26 protein-coding genes are annotated in these 26,376 nt (G+C 64.9%); 12 read left to right on the top strand and 14 right to left on the bottom strand.

Features of this window, described 5'->3' with window-relative positions; translation table 11 throughout:
* Positions 1-23: 23 nt before the first annotated feature.
* On the bottom strand, positions 24-869 hold the full coding sequence (locus GGD67_RS32920; RefSeq protein ID WP_179738629.1) for a cell envelope integrity EipB family protein: 846 nt from the start codon (positions 867-869) through the stop codon (positions 24-26).
* 248 nt (positions 870-1,117) lie between these two features.
* Between GGD67_RS32920 and GGD67_RS32915 the strand changes: the two genes are divergently transcribed.
* The 4 genes from GGD67_RS32915 to GGD67_RS32900 all read left to right on the top strand — a co-directional run bounded on the left by GGD67_RS32915 (position 1,118) and on the right by GGD67_RS32900 (position 4,311).
* Positions 1,118-1,585 (top strand): RidA family protein, encoded by a 468-nt coding sequence (locus tag GGD67_RS32915; RefSeq protein WP_018321130.1) that lies wholly within the window; start codon positions 1,118-1,120, stop codon positions 1,583-1,585.
* Between the two features lie 5 nt (positions 1,586-1,590).
* Entirely contained in the window at positions 1,591-2,337 is a 747-nt protein-coding gene (locus tag GGD67_RS32910; RefSeq protein WP_179738627.1) for a glycerophosphodiester phosphodiesterase, read from the top strand.
* 212 nt (positions 2,338-2,549) lie between these two features.
* Positions 2,550-3,821, top strand: a complete 1,272-nt coding sequence (locus tag GGD67_RS32905; RefSeq protein WP_179738625.1) for a GNAT family N-acetyltransferase — start codon at positions 2,550-2,552, stop codon at positions 3,819-3,821.
* A 64-nt stretch (positions 3,822-3,885) separates the two neighbouring features.
* A complete protein-coding gene (locus tag GGD67_RS32900) occupies positions 3,886-4,311 on the top strand; it encodes an HIT domain-containing protein (protein ID WP_018321133.1) in 426 nt (141 codons plus the stop codon).
* Positions 4,312-4,422: 111 nt separating this feature from the next.
* Here GGD67_RS32900 and tsaA read toward each other — a convergent pair whose 3' ends face one another.
* The 4 genes from tsaA to GGD67_RS32880 form a co-directional block, all read right to left on the bottom strand.
* Complete coding sequence (gene tsaA / locus GGD67_RS32895; RefSeq protein WP_018321134.1) at positions 4,423-4,914, bottom strand: tRNA (N6-threonylcarbamoyladenosine(37)-N6)-methyltransferase TrmO; 492 nt, start codon at positions 4,912-4,914, stop codon at positions 4,423-4,425.
* 32 nt (positions 4,915-4,946) lie between these two features.
* Positions 4,947-5,297, bottom strand: coding sequence for an AzlD domain-containing protein (locus GGD67_RS32890; RefSeq protein WP_018321135.1), 351 nt, complete (start codon positions 5,295-5,297; stop codon positions 4,947-4,949).
* A complete protein-coding gene (locus GGD67_RS32885; RefSeq protein ID WP_179738623.1) occupies positions 5,294-6,034 on the bottom strand; it encodes an AzlC family ABC transporter permease in 741 nt (246 codons plus the stop codon). The genes GGD67_RS32890 and GGD67_RS32885 overlap by 4 nt, the downstream gene beginning before the upstream one ends.
* A gap of 154 nt (positions 6,035-6,188) precedes the next feature.
* Positions 6,189-7,154 (bottom strand): lytic transglycosylase domain-containing protein, encoded by a 966-nt coding sequence (locus tag GGD67_RS32880; protein WP_092257679.1) that lies wholly within the window; start codon positions 7,152-7,154, stop codon positions 6,189-6,191.
* 76 nt (positions 7,155-7,230) lie between these two features.
* Here GGD67_RS32880 and GGD67_RS32875 point away from each other — a divergent pair, with 76 nt between their 5' ends.
* Positions 7,231-7,869, top strand: coding sequence for an HAD family hydrolase (locus GGD67_RS32875; protein WP_092257682.1), 639 nt, complete (start codon positions 7,231-7,233; stop codon positions 7,867-7,869).
* On the opposite strand, the gene GGD67_RS32870 is transcribed toward GGD67_RS32875, so the two are convergent.
* Both GGD67_RS32870 and GGD67_RS32865 read right to left on the bottom strand, forming a co-directional pair.
* On the bottom strand, positions 7,866-8,906 hold the full coding sequence (locus GGD67_RS32870) for a phenylacetaldoxime dehydratase family protein (RefSeq protein WP_179738621.1): 1,041 nt from the start codon (positions 8,904-8,906) through the stop codon (positions 7,866-7,868). The two genes, GGD67_RS32875 and GGD67_RS32870, sit on opposite strands and share 4 nt — an antisense overlap.
* Before the next feature lie 28 nt (positions 8,907-8,934).
* The gene (locus GGD67_RS32865) at positions 8,935-9,951 is read right to left on the bottom strand and encodes a carbon-nitrogen hydrolase family protein (RefSeq protein WP_179738619.1); all 1,017 of its coding nucleotides are present in this window, start codon (positions 9,949-9,951) and stop codon (positions 8,935-8,937) included.
* 196 nt (positions 9,952-10,147) lie between these two features.
* On the opposite strand from GGD67_RS32865, the gene GGD67_RS32860 reads away from it, so the two are divergent.
* From GGD67_RS32860 to GGD67_RS32840, 5 genes are all read left to right on the top strand, one after another.
* On the top strand, positions 10,148-11,104 hold the full coding sequence (locus GGD67_RS32860) for a helix-turn-helix domain-containing protein (RefSeq protein WP_179738617.1): 957 nt from the start codon (positions 10,148-10,150) through the stop codon (positions 11,102-11,104).
* Between the two features lie 92 nt (positions 11,105-11,196).
* Positions 11,197-11,433 (top strand): hypothetical protein, encoded by a 237-nt coding sequence (locus tag GGD67_RS32855; protein ID WP_179738615.1) that lies wholly within the window; start codon positions 11,197-11,199, stop codon positions 11,431-11,433.
* 112 nt (positions 11,434-11,545) lie between these two features.
* Entirely contained in the window at positions 11,546-12,571 is a 1,026-nt protein-coding gene (locus tag GGD67_RS32850) for an aldo/keto reductase (RefSeq protein ID WP_179738613.1), read from the top strand.
* 136 nt (positions 12,572-12,707) lie between these two features.
* Positions 12,708-14,129 carry an MFS transporter gene (locus tag GGD67_RS32845; protein ID WP_179738611.1) on the top strand — a complete coding sequence of 474 codons (1,422 nt, stop codon included), beginning with the start codon at positions 12,708-12,710 and terminating at the stop codon, positions 14,127-14,129.
* Between the two features lie 128 nt (positions 14,130-14,257).
* Positions 14,258-14,713, top strand: coding sequence for a PEGA domain-containing protein (locus GGD67_RS32840; RefSeq protein ID WP_179738609.1), 456 nt, complete (start codon positions 14,258-14,260; stop codon positions 14,711-14,713).
* A 78-nt stretch (positions 14,714-14,791) separates the two neighbouring features.
* Here GGD67_RS32840 and clpA read toward each other — a convergent pair whose 3' ends face one another.
* Both clpA and clpS read right to left on the bottom strand, forming a co-directional pair.
* Positions 14,792-17,200: an ATP-dependent Clp protease ATP-binding subunit ClpA gene (clpA, locus tag GGD67_RS32835; RefSeq protein ID WP_104462224.1), complete on the bottom strand. Its 2,409-nt coding sequence runs from the start codon at positions 17,198-17,200 to the stop codon at positions 14,792-14,794.
* Positions 17,201-17,482: 282 nt separating this feature from the next.
* A complete protein-coding gene (gene clpS, locus GGD67_RS32830) occupies positions 17,483-17,815 on the bottom strand; it encodes an ATP-dependent Clp protease adapter ClpS (RefSeq protein WP_026202494.1) in 333 nt (110 codons plus the stop codon).
* Positions 17,816-18,298: 483 nt separating this feature from the next.
* On the opposite strand from clpS, the gene GGD67_RS32825 reads away from it, so the two are divergent.
* Positions 18,299-19,660, top strand: coding sequence for a TadE/TadG family type IV pilus assembly protein (locus GGD67_RS32825; protein ID WP_179738607.1), 1,362 nt, complete (start codon positions 18,299-18,301; stop codon positions 19,658-19,660).
* A 74-nt stretch (positions 19,661-19,734) separates the two neighbouring features.
* On the opposite strand, the gene GGD67_RS32820 is transcribed toward GGD67_RS32825, so the two are convergent.
* A complete protein-coding gene (locus tag GGD67_RS32820; RefSeq protein ID WP_028143975.1) occupies positions 19,735-20,073 on the bottom strand; it encodes a phasin family protein in 339 nt (112 codons plus the stop codon).
* Between the two features lie 389 nt (positions 20,074-20,462).
* Between GGD67_RS32820 and GGD67_RS32815 the strand changes: the two genes are divergently transcribed.
* Positions 20,463-22,301: a D-alanyl-D-alanine carboxypeptidase gene (locus tag GGD67_RS32815; protein ID WP_179738605.1), complete on the top strand. Its 1,839-nt coding sequence runs from the start codon at positions 20,463-20,465 to the stop codon at positions 22,299-22,301.
* Positions 22,302-22,519: 218 nt separating this feature from the next.
* On the opposite strand, the gene GGD67_RS32810 is transcribed toward GGD67_RS32815, so the two are convergent.
* The 4 genes from GGD67_RS32810 to GGD67_RS32795 form a co-directional block, all read right to left on the bottom strand.
* Positions 22,520-23,248 (bottom strand): DnaJ domain-containing protein, encoded by a 729-nt coding sequence (locus GGD67_RS32810; RefSeq protein ID WP_018321151.1) that lies wholly within the window; start codon positions 23,246-23,248, stop codon positions 22,520-22,522.
* Positions 23,249-23,309: 61 nt separating this feature from the next.
* On the bottom strand, positions 23,310-24,059 hold the full coding sequence (locus tag GGD67_RS32805) for a VWA domain-containing protein (RefSeq protein ID WP_179738603.1): 750 nt from the start codon (positions 24,057-24,059) through the stop codon (positions 23,310-23,312).
* 133 nt (positions 24,060-24,192) lie between these two features.
* Positions 24,193-25,053, bottom strand: coding sequence for an alpha/beta fold hydrolase (locus GGD67_RS32800; protein WP_018321153.1), 861 nt, complete (start codon positions 25,051-25,053; stop codon positions 24,193-24,195).
* Between the two features lie 353 nt (positions 25,054-25,406).
* Positions 25,407-26,330 (bottom strand): division plane positioning ATPase MipZ, encoded by a 924-nt coding sequence (locus tag GGD67_RS32795; protein ID WP_018321154.1) that lies wholly within the window; start codon positions 26,328-26,330, stop codon positions 25,407-25,409.
* Positions 26,331-26,376 lie beyond the last annotated feature (46 nt).

Below are 26,376 nucleotides of genomic sequence, written 5' to 3'. Positions count from 1 at the left end.
TACGCAGCTGTAGCAACAATCCCTCAATTACAGGGCTTGCTGTCCTTGACATCGAACTTGCCCATCGCGCCGGAAATGACAAAGTCGTTGTAATCGAGCACGAGCTGGCGCGAGACGCCGTTTTCGTAGAGCTCGAACGCCATCGCATAGACCGGCGTCTGCTCGCCCTCTTTCTGCTGGGCCTCACGGTCGAAATAGCTGACCGTGACGGGCCAGCGCTTGAGCGATTTCATGTGCTCGTCGGAGGTCGACGGATCCGGCGCGGCGGCGCGGTCGGCGGGGATCGGCTGGCCGATCACGGTCAGCGTGTTGTAGACCTTCTGGCCGTCGTCGGAGCCGTCATAGACGGAGAGCTCGAGCAGCGGCTTGCCGTCCTTGGCGGCGGCGATGATGCGCTGGATCTGCTCGGTCGGGAACACGATCTTGCCGTCGAGCGTGAAATTCTTGGGCGCCGGCAGCTTCAGCTTGACATTGATGTGGTCGCCGTCGCGCTCGGCCGAGCCGTCGACGCGGCCGGCATCGGCCTCGTTCATGCGGGTCTCGATCTTGAAGCGATAGCTTTTCCCCCCGGCGTCTTCCCAGGAGTTGGAGCGGAGGTCGCTCAGCGTGACCTTGCCCTCGCCGCTGTCGAGCTCGGACACCTGGCGGAATTCAGACGTGTAGCCTTCGCACGAGCTTCCGGTGAAGTTGTAGAGAATTCGGCCCCGCGCGCTGCTCACCGAATTGGAGCGCGATTTCACCAGGCTGAGATCGTAAAGCGCCTGGTGCGCAAGGAACGGACCATTGGCGGCCTGCGCGCCGTCGGCGAGGCCTAAACAGGCCGCCGCGAGCGCCATTACACCGAGCGAAGTCCGGAAAAGGTGCACCATGTCTGTTCCTTGGGGACGCGTCCTTGGGATGCGCAGATTCGACATTTTAATGACCGTTCCATTGCGTCGCAACTGAGGCCGTTTCACGTAAAGTTGCGGCCCTGCCGTTGAACCTGCGGCCTCGCCTCGGCAAAAGGCAGCCTGCTGCGGTTTACTTGCATGTGGCGGCACGATGGGCGAAACAGGGCGCGGCCGGCCTCCCACGGATGCGCCGGGGCGAATGGAATTTCTGGACAACGAGGTCGAACATGGCGGGCACGGTCGAGCAAAAGCTGGCGGAACAGGGCATCAAGCTGCACGAGGCCCCTACCCCCGTGGCCAATTACGTCCCGTTCGTGCGCACCGGTAATTTGCTGTTCGTCTCCGGCCAGGTCTGCTTCGACCCCGCCGGCAAGCTGATCGCCAAGGGGAAGCTGGGCGCCGGCGTCTCGATCGAAGACGGCGCGGCGGCCGCCCGCGGCTGCGCGGTCAATTTGCTGGCCCAGGTCAAGGCGGCACTCGGCGACCTCGACAAGGTGGTGCGCGTGGTGCGCCTCGGCGGCTTCATCAACTCGGCCCCCGATTTTCTGGATGGGCCGAAGGTGCTGAACGGCGCCTCCGACCTGATGGTCGCCGCCTTCGGTGACAAGGGCCGCCATGCCCGCACCACCGTCGGCGTCGCCTCTTTGCCGGCAGACGCGGCGGTCGAGGTCGATGGCGTGTTCGAGGTCGCCTGACGCGCATGCGCGCTCCTGATTGGCTGACAGCCCGGCCGGTCGCCCATCGCGGCCTGCATGACATTTCCCGCGGCATTGTCGAGAACATGCCTGGCGCGGTGCAGGCTGCGATATCGGGCAATTTTTCGATCGAGGTCGATATCCAGCTCTCGGCCGACGGCGAGGCCATGGTGCATCACGACCATGCGCTCGGCCGCCTCACCGAGGCCACCGGCGAGGTCGTGTCGAAGTCCGCGGCGGAGCTGAAGGCTGTCAAATTCAAGGACACGGACCAGCGAATGATGTCGCTGTCCGACCTCTGCGCCATGGTCGCCGGCCGGGTCCCGCTGGTGATCGAGGTGAAAAGCCATTTTGGCGGCGACCGCAAGCTGGTGAAGCGGATGGCCGAGGTGCTGGCGTCCTATGACGGCCCCGCCGTCGGCATGTCGTTCGATCCCGACCAGGTGCTGGCACTGCGCGAGCTGTTGCCCTCCCGCCCGCGCGGCATCGTCGCGCAGCGGACCTATGAGGACGACTATTGGGCCAAGCTCACGCAGGAACAGCGCGACAGCATGCTGTATCTGCGCCACGGCTTTCAGACCCAGCCCCACTTCGTTGCCTTCAGGGTCGACGACCTCCCGGCCCCCGCTCCCTGGATCGCCCGCAACGTCTTCGGCTGCGCCCTGCTCGGCTGGACCGTCCGCACCCCGGAGCAGCGGACGCGGGTCGGGCAACATGCCGATCAGATGATCTTTGAGGGGTTCGTGGCGTAGGAATGGTCTCGTGTCCCGGACAAGCTGCAACGCTTTGGCGTGGCGGCGCAGAGCCTGGACCCAGAAGGCGGCACGCTACGCGGTGAGATGGGCCCGGCTCTGCAGCGCGGACGATGCCTCGCATCGCCGGCGCGTTACGCTGCGTCCGGGGCACGAGAGCTGCGTTCCCGCCCCCTTGAAGTCGCTGCTGCAATGCACGATCTTGGGCAACAATGGCATCATCCGAAATCACGCTCGAGGCCGTACCTTCGATTGGTGAGGTATCCCCGGAGGACTGGGACGCCTGTGCCAATCCCGGCAAGGCTCTTATAACGAAAAGGCTCTACGAAAAGGCCTGCAACGGGCTTGGCGCGGGAACCTCATCTGGACTTCCAGGCGACTCCCTCGGCCTCTTAAAACCCGCCTATAACCCTTTCGTCTCGCACGCCTTTCTGTCCGCCGTCGAGAAATCCGGTTCGGCGACAATCCGCACCGGCTGGGGACCGCGGCATCTCGTGGCCAAGGTCGACGGCCGCGTCGCCGGTGTCGTGCCCTGCTATCTGAAATCGCATTCGCAAGGCGAGTACGTGTTCGACCGCGGCTGGGCGGACGCCTATGAGCGCGCCGGCGGGCGCTACTATCCGAAGCTCCAGGTCTCGGTTCCCTTCACACCGGCCACAGGCCCGCGCCTGCTGGTCCGTGACGGCGTCGATCACGAGCGCATCATGGACGCACTGGCGAGCGGGCTGGTGGCGCTCTGCGGCGTCAGCAAGGCCTCCTCCGTCCACGTCACCTTCGCACAGAAGGCCGAGTGGAAGCTGCTCGCCGAGCACGGCTTCCTGCAGCGTACCGACCAGCAGTTCCACTGGCACAATGAGGGCTTTACTGGCTTCGACGACTTCCTGGCGACGCTGAACTCGCGCCACCGCAAGTCGATCAAGCGCGAGCGGCGCGACGCGCTTCCCGCCGGGATCACGATCCACTGGCTCACCGGCAAGGACATCACCGAGGACGCCTGGGATGCGTTCTTCATGTTCTACATGGAGACCGGGTCGCGCAAATGGGGCCGTCCCTATCTGACGCGCGAGTTCTTCTCGCTGATCGGCGAGACCATGAGCGAGGACGTGCTGCTGGTGATGGTCCGCCGCAACAATCGCTGGATCGCGGGCGCGATCAACTTCATTGGCTCGGACACGCTGTTTGGCCGCAACTGGGGCGCGGTCGAGCATCACCCGTTCCTGCATTTCGAGGTCTGCTATTACCAGGCGATCGACTTCGCGATCAAACGCGGCCTTACCCATGTCGAGGCCGGCGCGCAAGGCGAGCACAAGATCGCGCGGGGCTACCTGCCGCGCACCACCCATTCCGCGCACTTCATCGCCGATCCCGGCCTGCGCCGCGCCATCGACGATTACCTCAAGCGCGAGCGCGCCTATGTCGCCGAGGCCGGACGGGAGCTTGCCGAGCTCGGCCCGTTCCGGAAAGGCGCCGACGAGGCGCCTTGACGGTTTGCCGCGGCTGGTGACAGTAAGCGCAAAATTCCGAGCGCAAATTTCTTGGGGAGCCGTCATGACCGCCTACGACACCAACAACATCTTCGCCAAGATCCTGCGCGGCGAGCTGCCCTGCTCCAAGGTCTATGAGGACGAGCACGTCTTCGCGTTCCTTGACATCATGCCGCGCGTGCCTGGCCACACGCTCGTGATCCCGAAGGCCCCTGCCCGCAACATCCTCGACATCAAGCCTGACGACTACGCCCACGTCGCCCGCGGCGCGCACAAAATCGCGGCGGCTGCAATGAAGGCGTTCAAGGCCGACGGCATCACCATCCAGCAATTCAACGAGCCCGCCGGCGGACAAGTGGTGTTTCACCTGCACATGCACGTGATGCCGCGCCACGACGGCGTGGCGATGCTGCCGCCCGCCAGCCGCAAGGAAGACGCCAAGGTATTGGAAGAGCACGCGGCGAGACTGATCGCGGCGTTGAAGGGTTGATGTCATTCCGGCGCGCGCCCCCTTGGCGCGAGCCCGGAATCCATTTCACCACCGACGCTGACGCCTGATGGATTCCGGGCTCGCGCCTTCGGCGCGCCCCGGAATGACAGATTACTCCGTCTCGAAATCCCCCGGCTGCGGCGCCGCCAATGGCGTGAACTCGCAGCGGTCGGGCTTGATGTCGATCAGCGGCGTGTTGTCGATGCAATCGAGACCGCGCACCAGGATCGCATTGCCCTCGATGCCGACCAGCTTCACGATCGACGTGCCGATCGGATTGGGCCGCACCGGCGAGCGCAGCGAGAACGTGCCGCGGGTCTTTTCGTTGTTCTTCGGGCTCTGCAGGATGATGTCGCGGCGCGATTGGTCGAGCCAGTAGAGCACTTCGAGATTGCTGTAGAAATCGACCCCCTTGATGGCCGGCACGAACGGCTCGAAGATCTCGAGCCGGCAGATCGGACCATCCTGACGCCCCTGCCGCGGCGTCTCCAGCCGCGAGGTCCAGGGCGTACGAATACGCCCGATGAAGACGAGACCGGCATCTTGCGTCGGTGGCAGCTCGATGGCGACCTCGCCCTCGCGGAGCTCCTGTTCGCGAACCATATTTCCTGTTCCTTGACTGTTCGCCGGCGGTTTTAGCCCAACCACCACTTGCCGGCCAGCATGAAGACTTCACCGGTCACCACGCCCGCGAAAATCGAGCGGCGGGTCAGCAGGAAGACGACGAGGCCAGCGCCAACCGCGCCATAGCGTAGGGTATCGGGCACGCTCGCCAGCGCCCCCGGCGGCTCGACCACGATCTGGGCGATGACGCCGGCCAGAATCGCGGTGGCGACCGCCCGCACCCAGACCAGCAGTTCGGAGCCTTCGTCGATGCCGCCGCCGAACCACAGTCCCAGCATGCGCCATATCTGGTTGGGAATGACGCCGGCGACGAACAGCACCGCCAGCGCGTGCCAGTCGCCGATCGCTTGCGCAAAGCTCATGCGCGCACCTCGCGCCACCAATGCACGCCATAGGCGATCGTGCCGGCCACCACCCCGCTGATCAGGATATCGACGCCGGAGCTCATCTTCGCGGCGAGCGGATACAGCAAGATGCCCAGCACGAGCGCGACGACATCGGCGACCTCGCGGCTGTTGCGCGCGGTCGAGAACAGGAAGGACAGCGGCGTCAGCAGCAGGATCGCCGCGCCAAGCGTCTGGGTCAGGTTGGCGGCGAGGAAATAGCCGACCGTGTTGGCGACGAGGCACACCGAGACGAGGCCACAGCCGAGCCCGTGAACGAAGGCGATGCGCCGCTCACGCGGCACAAGCGGCAGGAAGCGGTGGCATTCGACCCACAACGTCACCGCGGTGAGATGCGCGGCAAAGACCAGCTCGCGCCGTTTGGTCGTCGGCGTGCGCATCAGCGGCAAGACCGAGACCACCATCGGGAATAGCCTGATGGCGCTGACGGTGACTGCAATCGCCGACTGGATGACGGTGGCGCCGGAGCCCAGCGTGGTGATCAGGATGATCTGCGCCGGCCCCGCCCAGACGAACAGCGTCGAGGCGAGCGCCCAGACCAGGCTGAAATGGGTGTCATGTGCCAGCGCGCCGATGCCGAGATAGGTCACGAACAGCACGATGGTGAGGATCGTCTGCGTGATCGAGCGCAGCCCCCAGCCGAAAGCAAGCCAGGGGCTATTCCATTGCGGTGAATCGAGCGGAGGGAGCGCCACGGAAGACTTGGCCGGGTGAGGAATCGTGCTTGCATAACGGGCGATGCGGCGGCTCGCGTCAAGGAAACAGGCGGCGGGGCTGGCATGCGCGACACCCCCACCGCTGTCATTCCGGGCTCGTGCCCAAGAGGGCACCCCGGAATGACGATTGGAGCTACCCGCTCACGCCCTTATTCTTTAGCACGAAGCACGCCCCGCCGGCCTTCCGGATCCGGTTACAGAGATCATCCGCCTCGCTGCGCGTGTCGGCACCGATGCGCACTTGGTAGAACGCGCGGGTGCCGCGGCTGCGCATCACCGAGCTCAAAAGGCTCGGATCGTGGTCGCCGATTGCGGTGCCGAGCCGCGTGACGGCGCGGGAATACATCGCCAGCGCCCTGTTGCGGTCGAAACCAGCGGCGAGCTGCACGCCCCAGGCTTTTGCGGCCGCCAGCTCGACATGCTGCTCGAGCTCGGCGACGAAAGCATTCGGCGCGCGCTTGAGCAGCGCCATCAGGTCGCGACAGCTGGTCGGCGGCGCGCTCGGCGGGCCCTTGCCGGTCGCACCCGCCTTGGCCCAGGCATCGACGCTCGTCCCAGTGATCGCGTAGACGTAGTTGCGGGTCTGCTCCGGCATGCCGCCGGTGCCGGCGAGCCATTCCTGCACGCGCCGCGGACCTGCGTTGTAGGCGGCGGCCGCAAGGCCGAGATTGCCGAACTGGTTGCGCAGCTCATTCAGAAACTCTGCCGACTTCGGCAATGCCTGCACCGGATTGAACGGATTAAGCAGACCGCGCTCGCTCGCGGTGCCCGGCATGAACTGCGCGATCCCCTGTGCGTGCTCGCCGCTGCGTGTCGTCGGGCCTACCGCGTCGGCCTGGAAGCGGCTTTCCTGCCAGATCACCCGGGCGAAGAATTCCAGCGGGAGATTGGCATCGCGCGCGGCGGCCTCGATGATCAGGCAGATCGACTCCCGCGTGTCGCTCTCGCGCGCCGAATCGGGCGATGGCGACGGTTTTGCGGGGGCTTCGGGGCCGAGCTGCGTGGGAGGAACCGGTGCGTCCTCGGCCAGCGCCGGCGTGCAGACGAACGCTGCCACGAGCAACTGCCAGATCAGCTTCTGGACCCCACCAAGCTGCATTTCGCTCCAAGCCCTTGAACTCGGGCCCCAAGGCAACTAGCAACGGCCGGAACAATCAACGCTGAGCTCGGCCAAAATGCGGACAATCTATTTTGATCTCGACGGCACACTCACCGATCCAAAGCCCGGGATCACCGGTTCGATCCAGTATGCCCTGAAAAAACTCGACCAGCCGGTCCCGAGCCAGGACGAGCTGACCTGGTGCATTGGGCCGCCGCTGCATGCCAGCCTGAAGAGGCTCGTCGGAACCGACGAACTTGCTGACCGGGCGCTGCTACTCTACCGCGAGCGGTTTTCCGAGGTCGGCCTGTTCGAGAATGCGCTCTATCAGGGCATCCACGACACGCTCGCCGCGGTGGCCGCCACGACGCCGCGGATGTTCGTCGCAACCAGCAAGCCCGCGGTCTACGCCACCCGCATCGTCGATCATTTCGGCCTGAAGCCGTACTTCGAGCGTGTGTTCGGCTCCGAGCTCGACGGCACCCGCGTCGACAAGCGCGACCTGCTGCGCTACGCGCTCGACGAGACCAAGGTCGACGCGAGCAGCGCCATCATGATCGGCGACCGCAGCCACGATGTGATCGGCGCCCGCACCAACGGCATGACCGCGATCGGCGTGCTCTATGGCTATGGCAGCGAGACCGAGCTCAGGGACGCCGGCGCGCATCACATCTGCGCCGCACATCCCGAGCTGCTCGGCCACTGCGTCGTCTAAGCGATGACCGTCTCGATCGCCGCCAGCATCCCGGTCTTCGGGTGACAGTCCAGATATTCGAAGAACTGCTCGTCGGCGGCCGCCACCGTGACCTCGTGATAGAGCCGCAGCCTGGCTGACGGCCCGAGCGTCGACAGATATTTCATCGCCGCGCCAAAAATCCTGACATGGGTCGGATGCGACTCCGCCCAGCGTTCGAGCGCCGCCAGGCTCTTCCACCAGCTCTGGCCGTAGGACTTTTCGCTCATGCTGCCGTCGGCCTGGAGCACCTGCATGTAGCGGTTGGCATAGCAGCCGATCGCAAGACCGTCGTCGCGCAGGAAATCCATGCCTTCGCGTAGCACCGGCTCGACATCGTCGAGATAGAGCTTTCGCTCGGATGCCTCGGTATCGCTCCAATCTTGTCCGGATCTGATCAGGCAGAGATTGTCGTGCGCCCTCACGCGTAGCCGCGCGCCGTCCCGGATCAGCTCCGGCGCGCCGCCGGGCGTCATCGCGTCGGTTTGCGACAGCGGGATACGATCGCGCATGCCGCCCCAATAAGCGTGCTCCTGCACCTCGCCGCTCATGCCGCCAGCGATGGCCGCGACACCCTCGGTCCGGTCGGGCGAAGAGAACAGCGTCTCGTGTCGCGCCACAATGGGACGCAGCACCTCGATGAAGGTGCCGACACCCTCGCGCCGCCTCCCGGTCCATGCCGCGCGTGCCGGTTCGAACCAGGCGTCGAAGCGCGCAACGTCGTCCCAATAGGCGACCGAGACGAAGGTCTCGTGCCCGGCCTGGTCGACATAGCGCGCGCGATCCCAATGGGAGGGTCCGCCTTGCGCAGCGAACCGCCCCGCGATTTCGGCAAGCGCCTCCGTTGCGGCCGCCGGCGCCGCGCCGCGATACTGCACGCCGAAGTAAGCCATCACGACGCGGCTCACTGTCGGCTTGTAGCGCGCCACGAAGGACGGATATGGCGGCTGGTAATCATCAGGCACGCGCTTGTGGCGCGTGCGCTGGGTCTCGAGATGCTGAGGAATTGCAGATTCCATGATCGTACCCTCCTCTCGATCTCGGTGATCAGCTCGCTGCCGCGGCAATGTCCGTGGGCTCGACGGTGTCCACCGGCAACGCAAATTGCTCGACGCGTTGGTACCGCTTCTTGTTGAGCAGCAGCCGCGTCACGTCGGGCCGCGAATAATGCCCGGCCGGATCTGCCGCGTTCTTGGCAACACCGATGGCGCCGAGGTCGATCTCGGCGATCAATAGCCCCTCCTGATCCGGCGCCAGCTTGTCGCCGATCTGGCTGCCGTCGGGACCGTAGATCGCGGCAAAGCCGCCACCGGCATGCAGCAGCGCGTGCTTGTCCGGCCGATCGCAGAGCTCATCGATCATCGCCTGCGAGACCGTCGCGCAAGGCGCGAGCACGAAGCAGGAGCCCTCCACCGCATAGACACGCGAGGCGGCGTTGTTGACCTCGGCGCCGAGCGCCGGCGCGAAGGGATCGTAGAGCGAGAAGCTCGGCCAGGCCGCAACATGCACCTGCTCGTTCTGGGCGTACATCGCGTATTTGGACAGCGGCTGGAGATGCTCCCAGCAGCACAGCGCGCCGAGACGGCCGATGTCGGCCCTCGCGTGGACTGCGAGATCGCTGCCGTCGCCCTCGCCGTAGACGGTGCGCTCGGCATGGGTCGGCCGCAGCTTGCGGCGCTTGGCGATGGTCTCGCCATCGGGCCCGATCAGCCATTGCGCGAGATAAAGGCTGCCGCCGTCGCGTTCGGACAGGCCGATCACGGCGGTGAGCTTGGCCTTGCGCACGGCATCACGCAAGCGCTCGGCCTGCGGGCTGTCATAGGACAGCGAGTTGTCGAAATAGCGCTGCACGAAGCCGCGGCCGATCGCCCAGGCCGGCGAGTCCATCCAGATATGCCAGGGGTAACCGGGGATGAAAGCCTCGGGAAAAGCGATCAGCCTGGCGCCCTTCTCGGCCGCGTCCCGGATCAGCGCGATCGACTTGTCGATGGAGGCGTCGAGATCGAGCCAGGCCGGCGCCGCCTGCACCACCGCCACCTTGTATTTCGGATGTTCGATGCCCATTGCCGCCTCCATTGCCGGTTGATCGGAAGCCATCTCCGATGCAGTCTATTGGGCCAAAGCGGGCAATCGGACGCTCGACCGCGGCGGAACAAAAACTCGACCGGCCAGGATTTCGGCCCGGTACGGGTTTTGCCTCGGATCGGGCTGGATCTGCGCCAACATGCGATTTCGCTGGATGTGAAAGGGAGGCCTGCCGATGCCAATCCAGTTCACGACGGACGGCAGCCCCGGCTACCGGCGGCTCGCCCTCTGGCAGGACATCGTCTGCGACGTCTTCGTCGGGCTCGACTGCAAGTCCGATCTCGGCAGCGCCTTTCGCGGCTCGGTGACGCAAATCCCGCTCGGCAAGGCGGTGTGCTCCGAGGTCTGCTCCGACCGCCAGCATGTGTTCCGCACGCCCTCCCGCATCGCGCGCTCGGATCAGGATTTCGTCCTGGTCGCGCTCGGCCATCGCGGCGATGGCGGCGTGGTGCAAGACGGCCGTGAGACCGTGGTTCATCCCGGCGAATTCGCGCTCTACGACACCACGCGCCCCTATGAGCTGAAGTTCAACGACGCTTTCACGCAGACCATCTTCAAGGTGCCGCGCGAGATGTTGCAGCGCCGGCTCGGCGGCACGGAGACGCTGACGGCGATGTCGTTCGGCACTGAGGCACCGCTCGAGCGGCTCGCCTATGATTTCATCTTCCGGCTTTGCCAGAGCGCCGACCGGCTCGCCCCTGGCAACGCCGCCGTTCTGTCCGAACAGGCGGTCGACCTGCTCGCCATGGCGCTGAGCGAACGGCTCGGCAAGACGTCGCTGCCATCTTCGACCCATCGCTCCGCGCTGATCTACCGGCTCAAGGCGCATGTCCGCGCCCATCTCGCCGACCCCGACCTTTCATTGCCGGAGGCCGCCGCCGCGCTCGGCATCTCGCCGCGCTATGTGAACGACCTTCTCGCGGACGAGGAGACCTCGTTCCAACGTTACGTCCTCGCCGAGCGCCTTGCGCAGTGCCGGCGCGACCTCGCCTCGCCCATGCTCGTCCATCGCCGCATCAGCGAGATCGCCTTCGCCTGGGGCTTTAACGACCTCTCGCATTTCGGCCGGGTCTTCCGCGAGCATTTCGGGATGTCGCCGCGCGACTTCAGGCAGAGCCGGCTGCGGCACTGAGCAGCCATCTTCGCAAGCCTTCGTCCTGGACGAAGGCAACGCTCGCCAATTCCAGATTGTCTTGTGTTGCCGCGGGGATCAGGCTGCGACGCATGAGGACTCAGTCCACGATCAGCGGATCGGAGCTGTTACTGAGCGTCATCGCTCTCCGTCTCGCCGTGCTGGTCGTGGTGGGATGGGGTTTGACTCTCCTGCCGCAGCAGACGCGCAATCGTGAGCTCGGCTGCGCTCCCCCATCTGTGGCAAAGGACGAGGCGAAATTTTCGGCGAAGATTGTCGGCCCGCGCATCGTTGATGCCGCATTCGACGACATGCTTCGGCACGATTAGGGCGTCCAAGCAAGGCCGGTATGTGAGCGCGTGATAGGACAAGGCACCCGCTTGCGCTAACCTCGGTGCAAGGCGGCAACGATCAATCAGCGGCCAGCCGAGGAGCATATCGATGGAATACCGACGCTTGGGCCGCTCAGGCCTCATGGTGCCCGCTTTGAGCCTTGGCACCGGCACGTTCGGCGGCGTCGGCCGCCTTGCCGCGTGGGGCACGACCGACGCGACCGAGGCGCGGCGCCTGCTGGACATCTGCCTCGAAGCCGGCGTGTCGATGTTCGACACTGCGAATGTCTATTCGCTCGGCGAGTCCGAGCGCGTTCTCGGCGAAGCCATCAAGGGCCGCCGCGACAAGGTGCTGGTCTCGACCAAGGCCACGTTTCGCTTCGGCGATGGCCCGAACGACATCGGCTCGTCACGGCAGCATCTGCTCGCAGCCATCCACGGTTCACTGAGCCGGCTCGGCACCGACTACATCGACCTGTTCCAGCTCCACGGCTTCGACGCCTTCACCCCGCCCGAGGAGGTGCTCGCGACCCTCGATACGCTCGTGCGCGCCGACAAGATCCGCTATGTCGGCGTTTCCAATTTTTCGGGCTGGCACCTGATGAAGTCGCTCTCCGTTGCCGACAAGCACGGCTTTCCGCGCTATGTCGCCAACCAGACCTATTATTCGCTGATCGGGCGCGATTACGAATGGGAGCTGATGCCGCTCGGCCTCGACCAGGGGCTGGGTGCCGTGGTCTGGTCGCCGCTCGGATGGGGACGCCTCACCGGCAAGATCCGCCGCGGCCAGCCGAAGCCCGAGGTGAGCCGCCTGCCCAAGACCGCCGAGTTCGGCCCGCCCGTGCCGGACGAGCACGTCTATCGTGTCGTCGATGCCATCGACGAGGTCGCCAAGGAAACCGGCAAGAGCGTGTCGCAGATCGCGCTGAACTGGCTGCTGCAGCGCCCGACCGTATCGACGCTGATCATCGGCGCGCGCAACGAGACGCAGCTGCGCGAAAATCTCGGCGCGGTCGGCTGGTCGCTGACCAAGGACCAGATCGCCAAGCTCGACGCCGCGAGCAAGGTGACGCTGCCATACCCCTATTGGCACCAGCGCACGACCTTTACCGACCGTAATCCGCCGGCGGTCTAGCGCAAGAATCTTTGTGTTTGCCGAGCCGCCACGAGCGCTTCCGTTGCGGGAACTGCGGAAAGCCTGACGGGTTGCCGTCAATCCGGCAATTTCCTATCGGAGATGAAACACGGCTCGAATCAAGCGCGCCTCCATCATGTCGTCCGCCCCCATCGAGCATGCCGACGGCCTGCCGCAGCCGCAGCGCAACCAGGCGGTGCTGACCATTGCGCTCGGCATCATCATGGCGGTGGTCGACAGCGCGATCGCCAATGTCGCGCTGCCGACGATCGCGGCCGACCTCGACGCCAGTCCGGCCTTCTCGATCTGGATCGTCAACGGTTACCAGCTCGCGATCACGATCTCGCTGCTGCCGCTGGCTTCGCTCGGCGAGATCGTCGGCTATCGCCGCGTCTATCTGGTCGGGCTGGTGCTGTTCACGCTGGCGTCCGCCTTCTGCGCGCTGGCGCATACGCTGCCGCTGCTCACGATCGCGCGCATCATCCAGGGCTTTGGCGCGGCCGGCATCATGAGCGTCAACGCGGCGCTGGTGCGCTTCACCTACCCGCGCAGCCAGCTCGGCCGCGGCATCGGGCTCAACGCGCTCGTCGTCGCCTTCTCGGCCGCCATCGGCCCGACGCTCGCCGCAGGCATCCTGGCGGTCGGAAGCTGGCCGTGGCTGTTCGCCATCAACGTGCCGCTCGGCGCGGTGACGCTGGTGCTGGGCCTGCGCAGCCTGCCGCACACAAGGCCCGCCAGCCATTCGTTCGACTGGCAGAGCGCGGGGCTTTCGGCGATCACCTTCGGCGTCGGGATCGCGGCCGTCGACAGCGTCGGTCATGGCGAGGCCGCCATCACCTGCCTCGTGCAGTTCGCCATCGCCATCGTCGCAGGCGCGCTGCTGATCTGGCGCGAAACCCACATGACCTCGCCGCTGCTGCCGGTCGACCTGTTGCGCATCCCGGTGTTCGCGCTGTCGATCGCAACCTCGATCGCCTCGTTCTGCGGGCAGATGCTGGCCTTCGTCGCGATCCCCTTCTACCTCCAGAGCCGCTTCGGCTATTCGGCGGTCCATATGGGCCTCCTGATCACGCCATGGCCGATCGCCGTGGCGTTCGCAGCGCCCCTCGCCGGCCGCCTGGTCGAGCGTTATCCGGCCGGCCTGCTCGGCGGCATCGGCCTCACGCTGTTCGCCTGCGGCCTTGCCGCGCTCGCCTTCCTGCCCGCAGACCCCACACCGTTCGACGTGATCTGGCGCATGGCGTTGGCGGGCGCCGGGTTCGGTCTGTTCCAGACCCCCAACAACCGGACCATGATCGCAGCCGCCCCGCGCGAGCGCGCCGGCGGCGCCAGCGGCATGCTCGGCACGGCGCGCCTGCTCGGCCAGACCACCGGCGCCGCACTGGTCGCGTTGTTGCTCGGACGGTATCCGGTTGAGGGGACCAGGCTGGCGCTGCTCGTGGGCGTCGGGTTTGCACTCTGCGGCGCGGTGCTGAGCATGCTGCGGCTGTCTCCGGTTGGCGCGCGCGGCGCCGAACACGTCCGCGTGCAGGACGATCAGCGCCTGCGGGGCGACTGACGGAGCCCCACTTCCAGGTACCGGCCATTCCGTGCACAACCCCTGCGTGGCTTAACTATCCGGACCAATGACCTATTGCCCTCGCGCTCCGGTTGCGCTTGATTGGCGTGGGGAATAAGGGGCACTTCATGCGTTCATTGGGAATTGTGGCGCTCAGCGTCATGCTGGGCGGCTGCGCGTCTGTGACGCGCGGCACGACCGAAAACATCAGCATCTCATCGACACCGTCAGGCGTGGAAGCCATGGTCTCCGGGCTCGAAGTGCCCACCACCTGCACCACACCCTGCGCCATCGTCGCCAAGCGTAACGCCGACATCACGATCACCTTCGAGAAGGAAGGCTATCAATCCCAGACGGTGCAGCTCACCAAGGAAGTTTCAGGCACCGGGGCCACCGGCTTCGCCGGCAACCTCTTGCTCGGCGGCGTCGTCGGCATGGGGGTCGACGCCGCGACGGGGGCGGCCACCGATCACAAGCCAAACCCGGTCATTGTAACGATGCAGCCGTCGGTCCCTGCCCGCGGCGCCCGGCCGGCCGCTCCGAAGAGGCCCCTGCCGCCGCGCGCGCCGGAGGCCGGTACGTAGGCCGTTCTGCGGTACGACATCGCATCAATGAAAAGGCCGGCTTTTCAGCCGGCCTTTTCAATTCTCATGGCGTGCCGATCAAGCCTTGACCAGCGGGCCCTTGGAGGTCGGCCCCTTCGAGCCGCCGGGGCCGCCCGGCTTGGACTTGCCCGGCGGGCGCTTGCGGGTGCCCGGGAGCTTCTCCTGCTTCGGCGTGACCGGCCCCTCGACGAATTCGAAGCCGATCTTGTCCTTGGTCTCGTCAGCCTCGTCCTTGACCAGGATGACGCGGACATGGCCGCCGCCCTTCAGCTTGCCGAACAGCACCTCGTCAGCCAACGGCTTCTTGATGTGTTCCTGGATCACGCGGGCCATGGGACGTGCGCCCATCTGCTCGTCGTAACCATGCTGGACCAGCCAGGCCTTGGCGGGCTCGGACAGCTCGATGGTGACGTCGCGGTCGCCGAGCTGGGCTTCGAGCTGAAGCACGAACTTCTCGACCACGGTGCCGATCACCTCGACGCTGAGATGGCCGAACGAGACGATGGCATCGAGACGGTTGCGGAATTCCGGCGCGAACTGCCGGTTGATCGCCTCGTGGTCGTCGCCTTCCCGCTTGGAGCGCGTGAAGCCGAACGCCTGCTTGGCGAGATCGGAAGCCCCCGCGTTCGTGGTCATGATCAGGATCACGTTGCGGAAATTGACCTGCTTGCCGTTGTGGTCGGTGAGCCGGCCGTGATCCATGATCTGCAGCAGCACGTTGTAGAGATCGGGATGCGCCTTCTCGATTTCGTCGAGCAGCACCACGCAATGCGGATGCTGGTCGACGCCGTCGGTGAGCAAGCCGCCCTGGTCGAAGCCGACATAGCCGGGAGGCGCACCAATCAGGCGCGATACGGTGTGCCGCTCCATGTACTCGGACATGTCGAAGCGCAACAGCTCGACGCCGAGGCTTGCCGCCAGCTGCTTTGCAACCTCGGTCTTGCCGACGCCGGTCGGACCCGAGAATAGGTAGCAGCCGATCGGCTTCTCCGGCTCGCGCAGGCCGGCACGCGCCAGCTTGATCGATGCCGCGAGCGACTCGATCGCCTTGTCCTGGCCGAACACGGTGCGCTTCAGGGTCTGCTCGAGATGCTTGAGCACCTCGGCATCGTCCTTCGACACGCTCTTCGGCGGGATCCGCGCCATCGAGGCGATCGTGGTCTCGATCTCCTTGATGCCGATGGTCTTCTTGCGCTTGTTCTCGGCCACCAGCATCTGCGCCGCACCGGACTCGTCGATCACGTCGATCGCCTTGTCCGGCAGCTTGCGGTCGTGGATGTAGCGCGAGGAGAGCTGAACCGCGGCCTCGATCGCCTCGTTGGTGTACTTCAGCCGGTGGTAGTCCTCGAAGTACGGCTTGAGACCCTTGAGGATCGCGATCGCGTCCTCGACCGTCGGCTCGTTGATGTCGATCTTCTGGAAGCGCCGCACCAGCGCGCGGTCCTTCTCGAAGTGCTGACGGTATTCCTTGTAGGTGGTCGAGCCCATGCAGCGGATGGTGCCCGAGGCCAGCGCCGGCTTGAGCAGGTTCGAGGCATCCATCGCCCCGCCCGACGTCGCGCCCGCACCGATCACGGTGTGGATCTCGTCGATGAACAGGATGGCGTTGGGATGCGCCTCGAGCTCCTTCAGCACTTGCTTCAGGCGCTCTTCGAAGTCGCCGCGATAGCGCGTGCCCGCGAGCAGCGTGCCCATGTCGAGCGAGAACACGGTGGCAGCCGCCAGAACTTCCGGCACCTCGCTGTCGACGATGCGCTTGGCGAGGCCCTCCGCAATCGCGGTCTTACCGACGCCGGCTTCGCCGACGAACAGCGGGTTGTTCTTCTGCCGGCGGCACAGCACCTGGATCGCACGGTTGATCTCGGAGTTGCGTCCGATCACCGGGTCGATCTTGCCGTCGCGCGCCTTCTTGTTGAGGTTGACGCAATAGGTCTCGAGCGCCTCGCCCTTCTTCTTGGCGTCTTCGGCACCCTTGGTCTCGGTCTCCTCGTCGACGCCGCGCACCGGCCGCGCCTCGGAGACGCCAGGCCGCTTGGCAATGCCGTGGCTGATGTAGTTGACCGCGTCATAGCGCGTCATGTCCTGCTCCTGCAGGAAATACGCGGCGTGGCTCTCGCGCTCGGCGAAGATCGCGATGAGCACGTTGGCGCCGGTCACCTCTTCACGACCGGAGGATTGCACGTGAATCACGGCGCGCTGGATCACGCGCTGGAAGCCGGCGGTCGGCTTGGCGTCGTCGGCGCCATCGGTGACCAGATTCTCGAACTCGGTCTCAAGATAATTAACCAGGCTCGTGCGGAGCTTGTCGAGATCGACACTACAGGCGCGCATGACGGCGGCTGCATCGGAGTCGTCGATCAGGGAGAGCAACAGATGCTCGAGCGTCGCGTATTGGTGATGACGTTCGTTTGCGATCGCCAGTGCACGATGCAGGGATTGTTCAAGGCTTTGGGAAAAAGTCGGCATTCGCGTCCTCTATGGCCCCCACCATCATGGTCGTGATCGCCCGGTCAGGCAACAACAACCTTTGTCACATATAGTTATACAAGACCGCGGCGAAAGACCGGTTCCGCGACTCCGGCAGCGACACACCCGCGGTATTTTCGATGCAAAACCCGTTCCGATTTGGGCAGACTACCCATTTGGGCAGGGTTGACGCCGGCGCCGAAGTTCACCGGATCATGCAGCAGGTTGTGCTGCCATCACACGCCACGCGAACAGAACCACTCTAAGGAACGCGACCGGCGACTATTTCTTTTCCATCACGCATTGCAGCGGATGCTGGTGCTTGCGGGCGAAATCCATCACCTGCGTCACCTTGGTCTCGGCGATCTCGTAAGTGAACACGCCGCACTCCCCGATGCCATGATGGTGGACGTGCAGCATGATCTTGGTCGCGGCCTCGATGTCCTTGTTGAAGAACTTCTCCAGCACGTGGACGACGAACTCCATCGGCGTGTAGTCGTCGTTCAGGATCAGCACGCGGTAGAGGTTCGGCCGTTTGGTCTTGGGCTTGACCTTGGTAATGACCGAAGTGTTCGGACCCGAGGGGTTGCCCGAACGGTTCTCGTCATTGCTCATGCGAGGAGCGTAGGCAGCGGCTGGCGCGGACAGGTCGAGTCTGGAAGTCAATTGCGGCATGGCTCAGGCGTTCAAATTCCCCATGGAAGCGAATGGCAGTCGCCGCGCGACCCCGCCCTTCGGAGCCTGGCGCAGGCGCGCCGCCTTGTTGGATCGCCGCTCCCGACAATCCGGTCCAAGCCGGATCGTTCGCCAGCAATATGGGCCTGCCCCCGGCCCGCCGCAAGCGTGCAAAGGTCCGGCCGATGCGGCCACAGCAGTCCCGATTCCCGGTCCGGGCGATCGGGAGCAAGGTTAAACAATCCGGACCGATTTGACAAAAATTTCGCCCCCGCGCGTTTAGAACATGTTGACCAGGAACCCCGGCTGTTAACCCGGCTGCGGCGGTTTCACGCGGGTCGCTCCGGTTTTCTACGGTCCAATTTACCTGCCGTTCAATGGCGTGGCGCGAAATCGGGCAAAACACAGATTTCGGGGATTGTCATGTCACGCCCGCCCCTCGTCAGCCGCCTTGGTCGACTATTCGCCCGCTTTGCAGCGGCCGAGCAAGGCAATATCGCCGTGATCTTCGCCATCGCGCTGGTCCCGGTGCTGAGCTTCGTCGGTGCCGCGATCGATTATAGCCGCGCCGCCCAGGCCCGCGCCTCCATGCAGTCGGCCCTCGACTCCACCGCGCTGATGCTCTCCAGGGACCTGTCGGCCGGCACGATCACGACGTCGCAGATCAGCAGCAAGGCGCAAACCTATTTCAATGCCCTGTTCACCAACACCACGACCCTGCCATCGGTCACCGTTGGGGCCACTTATACCGCAAGCACCAGCATCGGCTCGACGATCCAGCTCACCGGAACCGGCACCTACACGACCAGCTTCATGAAGATCGCCGGCTTCCCGACACTCGGCATCGACACCACCTCCACCAGCGCCTGGGGCCTGACGCGCATGCGCGTGGCTCTGGTGCTCGACGTCACGGGATCGATGGCCGACGACGGTAAGATGCCGGCCATGCAGACGGCCGCGAAGAACCTGGTCGACCAGCTCAGCACGCTCGCCAAGACCAACGGCGACGTCTACATCTCGGTGGTTCCGTTTTCCAAGGACGTCAACGTCGGCAGCAGCAACTATGACAAGTCCTGGATCGACTGGAGCGACTGGGAAGCGGTGAATGGCAGCTGCAGCGACAATTGGTACAAGCAACAGTCGGGCTGCGTCAGCGCGGGCAAGACGTGGACGCCGAAGAACCACAACAAATGGACGGGATGCGTCACCGACCGCGATCAGGACTACGACACCAAGAATACGACTCCGGTTATCAGCAACTCGTCGACGCTGTTCCCGGCGGAGCAGTATTCGTACTGCAATTCCAGCAATTCGGCCTACATCCAACCGATCATGCCGCTGAGCTACGACTGGTCCGCGCTCAAGACGCTGATCGGCAATCTGGTCCCGACCGGCAACACCAACCAGGGCATTGGCCTCGCCTGGGGCTGGATGACGCTCTCGACCGGCGATCCCATGAACGCGCCGGCCAAGGACACCAACTATACGTATAAGGACGCGATCGTGCTGCTGTCGGACGGTCTCAACACGCAGAACCGCTGGTACAGCAACGCCTCGCAGATCGACGCGCGGCAGAAGATTCTGTGCGACAATGCCAAGGCCCAGCCGTCCAACATCACGATCTATACGGTGCAGGTGAACACCGGCAGCGACCCGACCTCGAGCGTGCTGCAATATTGCGCCAGCGGCAGCGACAAGTTCTACCTGGTCACGTCGGCGAGCCAGACGGTCTCGGTGTTCAAGGACATCGGCACCTCGCTGTCCAAGCTGCGCGTGGCGCGCTGACGGATCGACCGCGTGCAAACAAAAAGCCCGGCTGGTTCAGCCGGGCTTTTCGATTCCAGGACGTCCTGAAAAATTTACTGAGCAGCCGGGGTGAACTTCGACACGATGGTCTCGACCGGCTTGAACGCCTGCTTGGCGAGGTCGCTGTAGAGGCCGGCGATCTTCTGCGATTCCGCAACGAAGGTCTCGTAGGAGGAACGGGCGAAATCGGTCTGCGCTTCCATGGCCTTGTCCAGCGACTTCACGCCGGAAAGCTTCTCGACGAAGGACTTGGTGTCTTCGAACGACTTCTTCGTATAGTCGCCATAGGCGCTGGCGATCGCCTGGAGGCCGTGCTGCACCGAGGTCGCGGAGGCGACGTACTGCTCGAAGTGCTCTTTCCCGTAGTTCTGAAAGTCTTCAACCTTGAACATTTCGGAATCCTTTTCCCTGGCTCTCGTCGGGAAGCCCCGGCTCCCTGACTCTGCCCACAATTAGTGCAACGCACAAAAAAGTCAAGAATCTTTGTGCGACGCACAAATTTGGACTCACTTCGCGGAGATTCCCGGGGTTTCCCGCAAGGGTTCTTTAAGCATTTGGAAACCGCGGGCCCCTACCCTGATTCCCTGGACGTGTTCAACTTCCGCAGACGGTCAAAAGCCGTTTGAGACCATCACCTTAGCCAGAATAGCGGTTCAGGCCCAACGTCCCCCGCGGCGAACACCAGCGGAGGGACAGCCTGAGCAGGTAATGATCCCGGGTCCATTGGGCACAATTTCGCCTCACGAGCCGGTGATCAGTTGAGAAACGGGGACGGGGTTCCATGCTTCGTAAAAACTTGTCTTCCTCGCGCTTGGCGCGGGTTGGCGTTTTCGGGCTTCTTACGGTCACCACCGCGGTCATCTTCACCACCGATGCCGCCGAGGCGCGGCGTCATCGCCGCCATTACGCGCACCACCGGGTGCAGCGCGAGGTGTCCGAGAGCTCCAGCCCGAAATTCGCGTCCATCATCGTCGACGGCAATTCCGGCGCGGTGCTTCAGTCGAACGCCCCGGACGGCATCCGTCACCCCGCCTCGCTCACCAAGATCATGACGCTCTATCTGCTGTTCGAGCGTCTCGAGTCCGGCAAGATGAAGCTCGACACCGAGATGCCGGTGTCCCAGCACGCCGCCGATCAGGATCCGACCAAGCTGAATTTGCGCGCCGGCCAGACCATCCGCGTCGAGGACGCGATCAAGGGTCTCGTCACCCGCTCCGCCAACGACGCCGCGGTGGTGATCGCGGAAGCGATCGCCGGCGACGAGGACGACTTCGCCCAGATGATGACGCGCAAGGCGCGCTCGCTCGGCATGTCCAAGACGGTGTACCGCAACGCCAACGGCCTTCCCAACGACGAGCAGGTCACGACCGCGCGCGACCAGGCTACGCTCGGCCGCGCCATCCAGGAGCGCTTCCCGCGCTATTATCGCTATTTCGCGACCGCGACCTTCAACTGGCGCGGACAGTCGATCCGCAACCACAATCACCTGCTCGGCAATGTCGAGGGCGTTGACGGCATCAAGACCGGCTACACCCGCGCCTCCGGCTTCAATCTCGTGACCTCGATGCGCCGCGGCAACCGTCATCTGATCGGTGTCGTGCTCGGCGGCCGCAGCGGCGGCTCGCGCGATGCGATCATGCGCAACCTGCTCGCGGAGAATCTCGAGAAGGGCGCGACCACCCACACCGTCGCCGCGGTCACGGAGCGCAACGGCGCTGACGCCGGCACCGAGGTCGCCGACGCGTCGCCTATCCCGGCCCGCGCTGTTCCTCAGGTTCAGGCCGCCTCTGCCCCTGCTCCTGAAGCCGCTCCGTCGCGTCTGGCCGCACGCCTGTCGACGCTCGCGGCTGCGACTGCCGCGGTGCCGCCAGCCCAGCCCAGGTCCGAAGCCAAGCCCGAAGTTCGGCCGACGGAATCCAGGATCGAGCCGGCGCCGCTCACCAATGGCGTGATCTCGAGCCAGCCGCTCTCGATCATCCCCGGCTCGTCCGAGCCGATGAAGCCGGTTCGGGTCAAGACGGTTCAGGTCAAGGCCGGCGCCGTGAAGGTCGCCTCCGCTGCCCCCGCTCAGGTCGCACCGCCGGTCACCAACGCCATTTCGTCCCGTTCCGACGTCGCGGAAACCTCCACCGCCGTCGTCGCCCGGGCCGATCTCATCAACAAGCCCGAGGTGGTCAGCCAGCCGGAAGCGCCGAAGGCCGAGATCGCCCGCACCGAGCTGCCGCGGCAGCCGGCGGGCTTCGGCACCGGCAACGGCATCCTCGGGGTGCTGCCGGCCGCAACGGCTGCCGCGCCCGCCCCGGCCGCTCCGAAGCTCGCCTCCGCCGATCCGATGCCGGTTCAGATGAGTGCCACCACCAAGCCGGTCGTCACTCACAGCGGCTGGATCGTCCAGGTCGGCGCGCTCGAGAGCGAGAACGAAGCCCAGCAGCGCATCGACGCCGCGCGCAGCTCGGCCCGCGGCCTGCTCAGCAAGGCCGATCCGTTCACCGAGGTCGTCGCCAAGGACAATCGCAAGCTCTATCGCGCCCGCTTCGCCGGGCTCGAGCGCGACCAGGCCGAAGCCGTCTGCCGTACCCTGAAGCGCGCCGACATCTCCTGCATCACCGTCCGCAACTGATCTTTCGCAACGCTCCGATCAAAATGCCCGCGCTGTGCCGCGGGCATTTTTGTTTTTGGCGGTCTCGATGCCAGTTCCGCGACAACTTCTCGTCAAGGATTTACGGTTAAAACTTTACTCAAGAGATCAACCACGCCGACAATGGCGGGTGTCAGGGCGACGGCAGACAGAGCAAGCGGAGCTCACGCGGTACGGGCGTTTGTAGCGTGGTGCCGGAGTTAGCCGTTATGCGTACGAAGCAGAGTATCCTTGGCCTCGTTTACACGGGCAGCGAGGTAGTTCGACCCCCCCTGGTCGGGATGGAGTTTCTTCATCAGGGTCTTGTGGGCCCGGCTGATGTCGTCACGCCCCGCCCCCGGCTGCAAGCCAAGGATCTGATAGGCCTCCTCCGCCGTCATTTTGCCGCTCGCCGCCGTGCGGCGCTGCCCCCCTGCCGCATCGCTCTGCGCGTTCTGACGCCAGGCGGGAAACCGGCGGTCCAGATAGCTTTCAAGTAAGGCCACGCTCTCGGCGTCGAATGTCGGGACCATGGCCAGCAGGCTAGCGAGATCGAACTCGCCGAGATCGCGCCCGGCGTGAGGCCCGGCGACGATCTGCCCGCCGAGCTGGCCAGAGCCGTGGTCGAGCCGCATATCCAGGAATTGCGAACGCACGCGTGAGGACTGCCCTGACGCGGGCGCAGCACCACCGCCGCCGAACAGCCCGCCGACATTGCCGAAGCCGGCGTTTGCCAGCGGTGTCCAGCCCAGCAGGCCGGCGCCGAAAATCCCGAGCGGGATCGCCACCACCAGTTCGCCCCGCAAGCCCGTGAAGGCTGCGACCGCCAGCGCCACCACGCCGCCACCGAACCTGATGGCCCTCGCCAGCACCGCTGGGTTGGCGGCTCGGAACATCTGGAGCAGCAGATAAAGCGTGATAACAGCGACAGCGCCGGCGATCAGGGTCATGACCGGAATATAGTCGCCCTCGCGGCAGAATGCATGGCATACGCCTCGCGATGCCTGAGCGCTATTTCATCTGGCCGATCAGTCTGGCCGCGCCGCTCGCGGTCTGCGCCAGTTTCAACAGGGCCTCGCGACCGCCGGCGGCATAGGCCGCAGCGGCCCGCAGCAGCTCGCGCAGCTGCGCCGCCGCGCCCGGATCAAAGCGGCACCAGGCACCGCCGGTCAACCGCGCGATCTCGCGAAAGGCCTGCTCGGCGACGGCGTCATGCCCCTCCTGAAACACGAACACGGGCACTTTGAGCATGCCGAGCTCGCCGGCCTTGGCGCAGAGCTCGTCGACCTTCTCCTCCATGGCATCGCCGACGAAGACGACGGCGCGCACGCCCGATGCGACCGCTTCGCGCCGCGCCTCGGTCAGCACCTTGCCGATCTGAGTGTCGCCGCCGCGGCAATCGATCTTGCTCATCAACGCCGCAAGCCTGGTGCTGTCGGAGATCCACCCCGTGGCGCGGCACTCGTTGAAGCCGCGATAATAGACCAGGCGGATGTCGAGACTGCCGAGCGCGGCGGTCTCGCGAAACATGTCGGCCTGCAGCGCGCAGGCCATGTCCCAGGTCGGCTGCCGGCTCATGGTCGCATCCAGCGCGAAGATCAGCCGCCCCTTCGCGCCCGGCGCATGCGGTGACATCGCCTGCGCCTTGGCAACGAAGGCGGCGATGTCTTCCGCAGTCGACGTTCCGGCCTGCGGCACCGCGCGGCCTGCCTGCGCCGAGACGGCATCGCCGCTGCGCGGTTTGATGGGTTCGCCCGACATGCCTTGACCCTGCGTGGGCAGCTAATGTGGTTAGCGCAAGCTGCCCGGTCAATGTGCAAAGCCCCCGCCGGCAGAGGCTGGCGGGGGCTTTGCAGATCGTGACTGACGATGAGGGACCGTCAGGGAGAAGACGTCAGCTCTTGGCAGGCCCCATCAAGGCGACCGGACCGGGCTCCAGGATATTGGGCGGCGAGGATTGCGTGTCGACCGGCGCGATCTCGCTGTCGGTGGCGCTCAGGAATTTGTCGAGCATGCCCTGGATCGAGTTCTTGGCGACGTCCGGACCGGTGTCGCGCATGTCGTTGTGCTGGAATTCGGTCTTCACGACCTGGATACCCGCCTTCTCGCATTCCTCGTCCGTCGGGATCACGCCCGCATCGGCCTTGAACTGCGGATCGGTGGAGCGGAACGACAGGATCTTGAACTTGCCGGCGGTGACGAAGGGCACGCGCAGATTGTCGAGCGTGACGACCTTCTTGACCTCATCCGGATACTGCTTGGCGAAATACATGGTGATGTCGCCGCCCATGGAATGGCCGACCATGGTGACCTTGTCGTAGTCGGCGTTGGGCTGAAGCTTCCTCATTTCCTGCACGGCGAGATGGATGTTGGCGACACCGCGCAGGATCTGCGGCAGCCGGCCGACATAGAGCTCGCCGGGCTTGGTCACCATCGGAGGATCGGTCGGCAAGTCGTGCTGCGGGCTCAGGACCATGTAGCCGCGCGCAGCGAAGATGTTGGCGAGGAAGCCGTACTCGGTGTTCTTGACGGTGTTGCCGTGATTGATCACCGCGACCGGCAGCGTGATCATGCCGGCATTGGCCTGCATTTCCTTGTCGCGACGCACCGCGATGTCGACGGGCACCGGGCGATTGTCGCGCGAGGCGTCGTAGAAGGTAATGGTCTCGTGCTTGATCGCCCACTTGCTCGCCGTGAAATAGGCGATGCCGCAGAGAGCACTGACCGAAACCAGAACGGCAATTCCACGCTTCATTTTCGTCCTCAGCCTCAGGCTCTTGCGGCCTGAATCCCTGTTGAAAATCGTGTTCTTCCGGGGCTCTTCGGCCCCTTGTCGCCTATTCGCTAATATATGTCACAGGCGCGTGACAGGAAGGCCAAATATTGTGAACCGGCAGCCCTTTCATTGTGCGCCGCACACGTTTTATGGGCATCCCGTCCTCGCCAGGCTACGTCAGGGTGTACTTCACCATCCGACGCAACCGGTCTCAATTGGGTTCAATTTCACGGTCAACGTAAGGTGAAAACGGCGAAACGCGGCCACAGTTCCCTGGAGAGCCCGGCCCTCAGATCGATCAGATCGATCGGAAGTAGTGACATACCGCCGGCTCAGGCGCCGAGGATGTCGTGGACCTCGAGCGGCTTGTCGACCTGGTTGAACCACTCGGCCCGGTTGGCGGCGCGGCGGCGGCCGCGCTCGTCCAGCGGCAGCTTGAGCTGGCGGAGCAGGCTCGTCACCTCCTCCCGTGCGGTGAGATGGCCGAGATTGGGGCGCATGCCGAGCGTGGCCTCGTCGATCTCGTCGAGCGCGGTCAGGCCGCGCGGGAAAAATTCGCGATAGACGACGCGTTCGGCGAAGCCGTCGACGTAGCGGAAGCCGAGCCGCAGCGACAGATCCTTCAACCCCTCGGCGACGAGCTGCTTGTTGCGCGAGCCGAGCATCGACAGGCGGTTGCGCACGACGATCCAGTCGGTGGTCGAGCCGTCGAGCTGGCGGCGCTTGCGCCTGACGTCGCGCACCATCTCGGCGTAATGGCTCTCGCCCGTCACCGCGTAGTTGGCGGGATCGACGGTGCCGAGCACGTCGAAATCGAGGAAGCTGTCGTTGATCGGCGTGACCAGGGTGTCGGCCATCGAGTGCGCCAGCCGCATCAGATAGCTGTCGGTGCCCGGCGTATCGATGACGATGAAGTCGAAGCTGCTCTCGACCGCCGAGACCGCCTCCATGAACTGCTGGAACTCGGAATTCTCGTTCTCGGCGATCTGCATGGTCTCGCCGAGCTTGATGCAGCGATGCACCGGCAGTTCGAGGTCGAGCTTGGTGCGGCGCGCCCAGGCAGAGCGGTTGCCGATGTAGCGGGTGAAGCTCTGCTGACGGCAGTCGAGGTCGATGGTAGCGACGCGCTGGCCGGCCTTCAGGAGCGCAACCGCGATGTGCAGGGCGGTGGTCGACTTGCCGGAACCGCCCTTCTCGTTGCCGAGCACGACTACATGCGCCGAGCCGGATTGGCCTTGGCTAGCCTGCACAAGCATGGCGATCCTCAACACCCCTGATGAATATCTTCGAGTTGGCCGCGTC

The organism is Bradyrhizobium sp. IAR9 (assembly GCF_013408065.1).
In the GTDB taxonomy this organism is placed as follows: Bacteria; Pseudomonadota; Alphaproteobacteria; order Rhizobiales; family Xanthobacteraceae; genus Bradyrhizobium.
The sequence above is the reverse complement of the archived record's forward strand: the minus strand, read 5'-3'. Positions and strand labels throughout refer to the sequence as shown.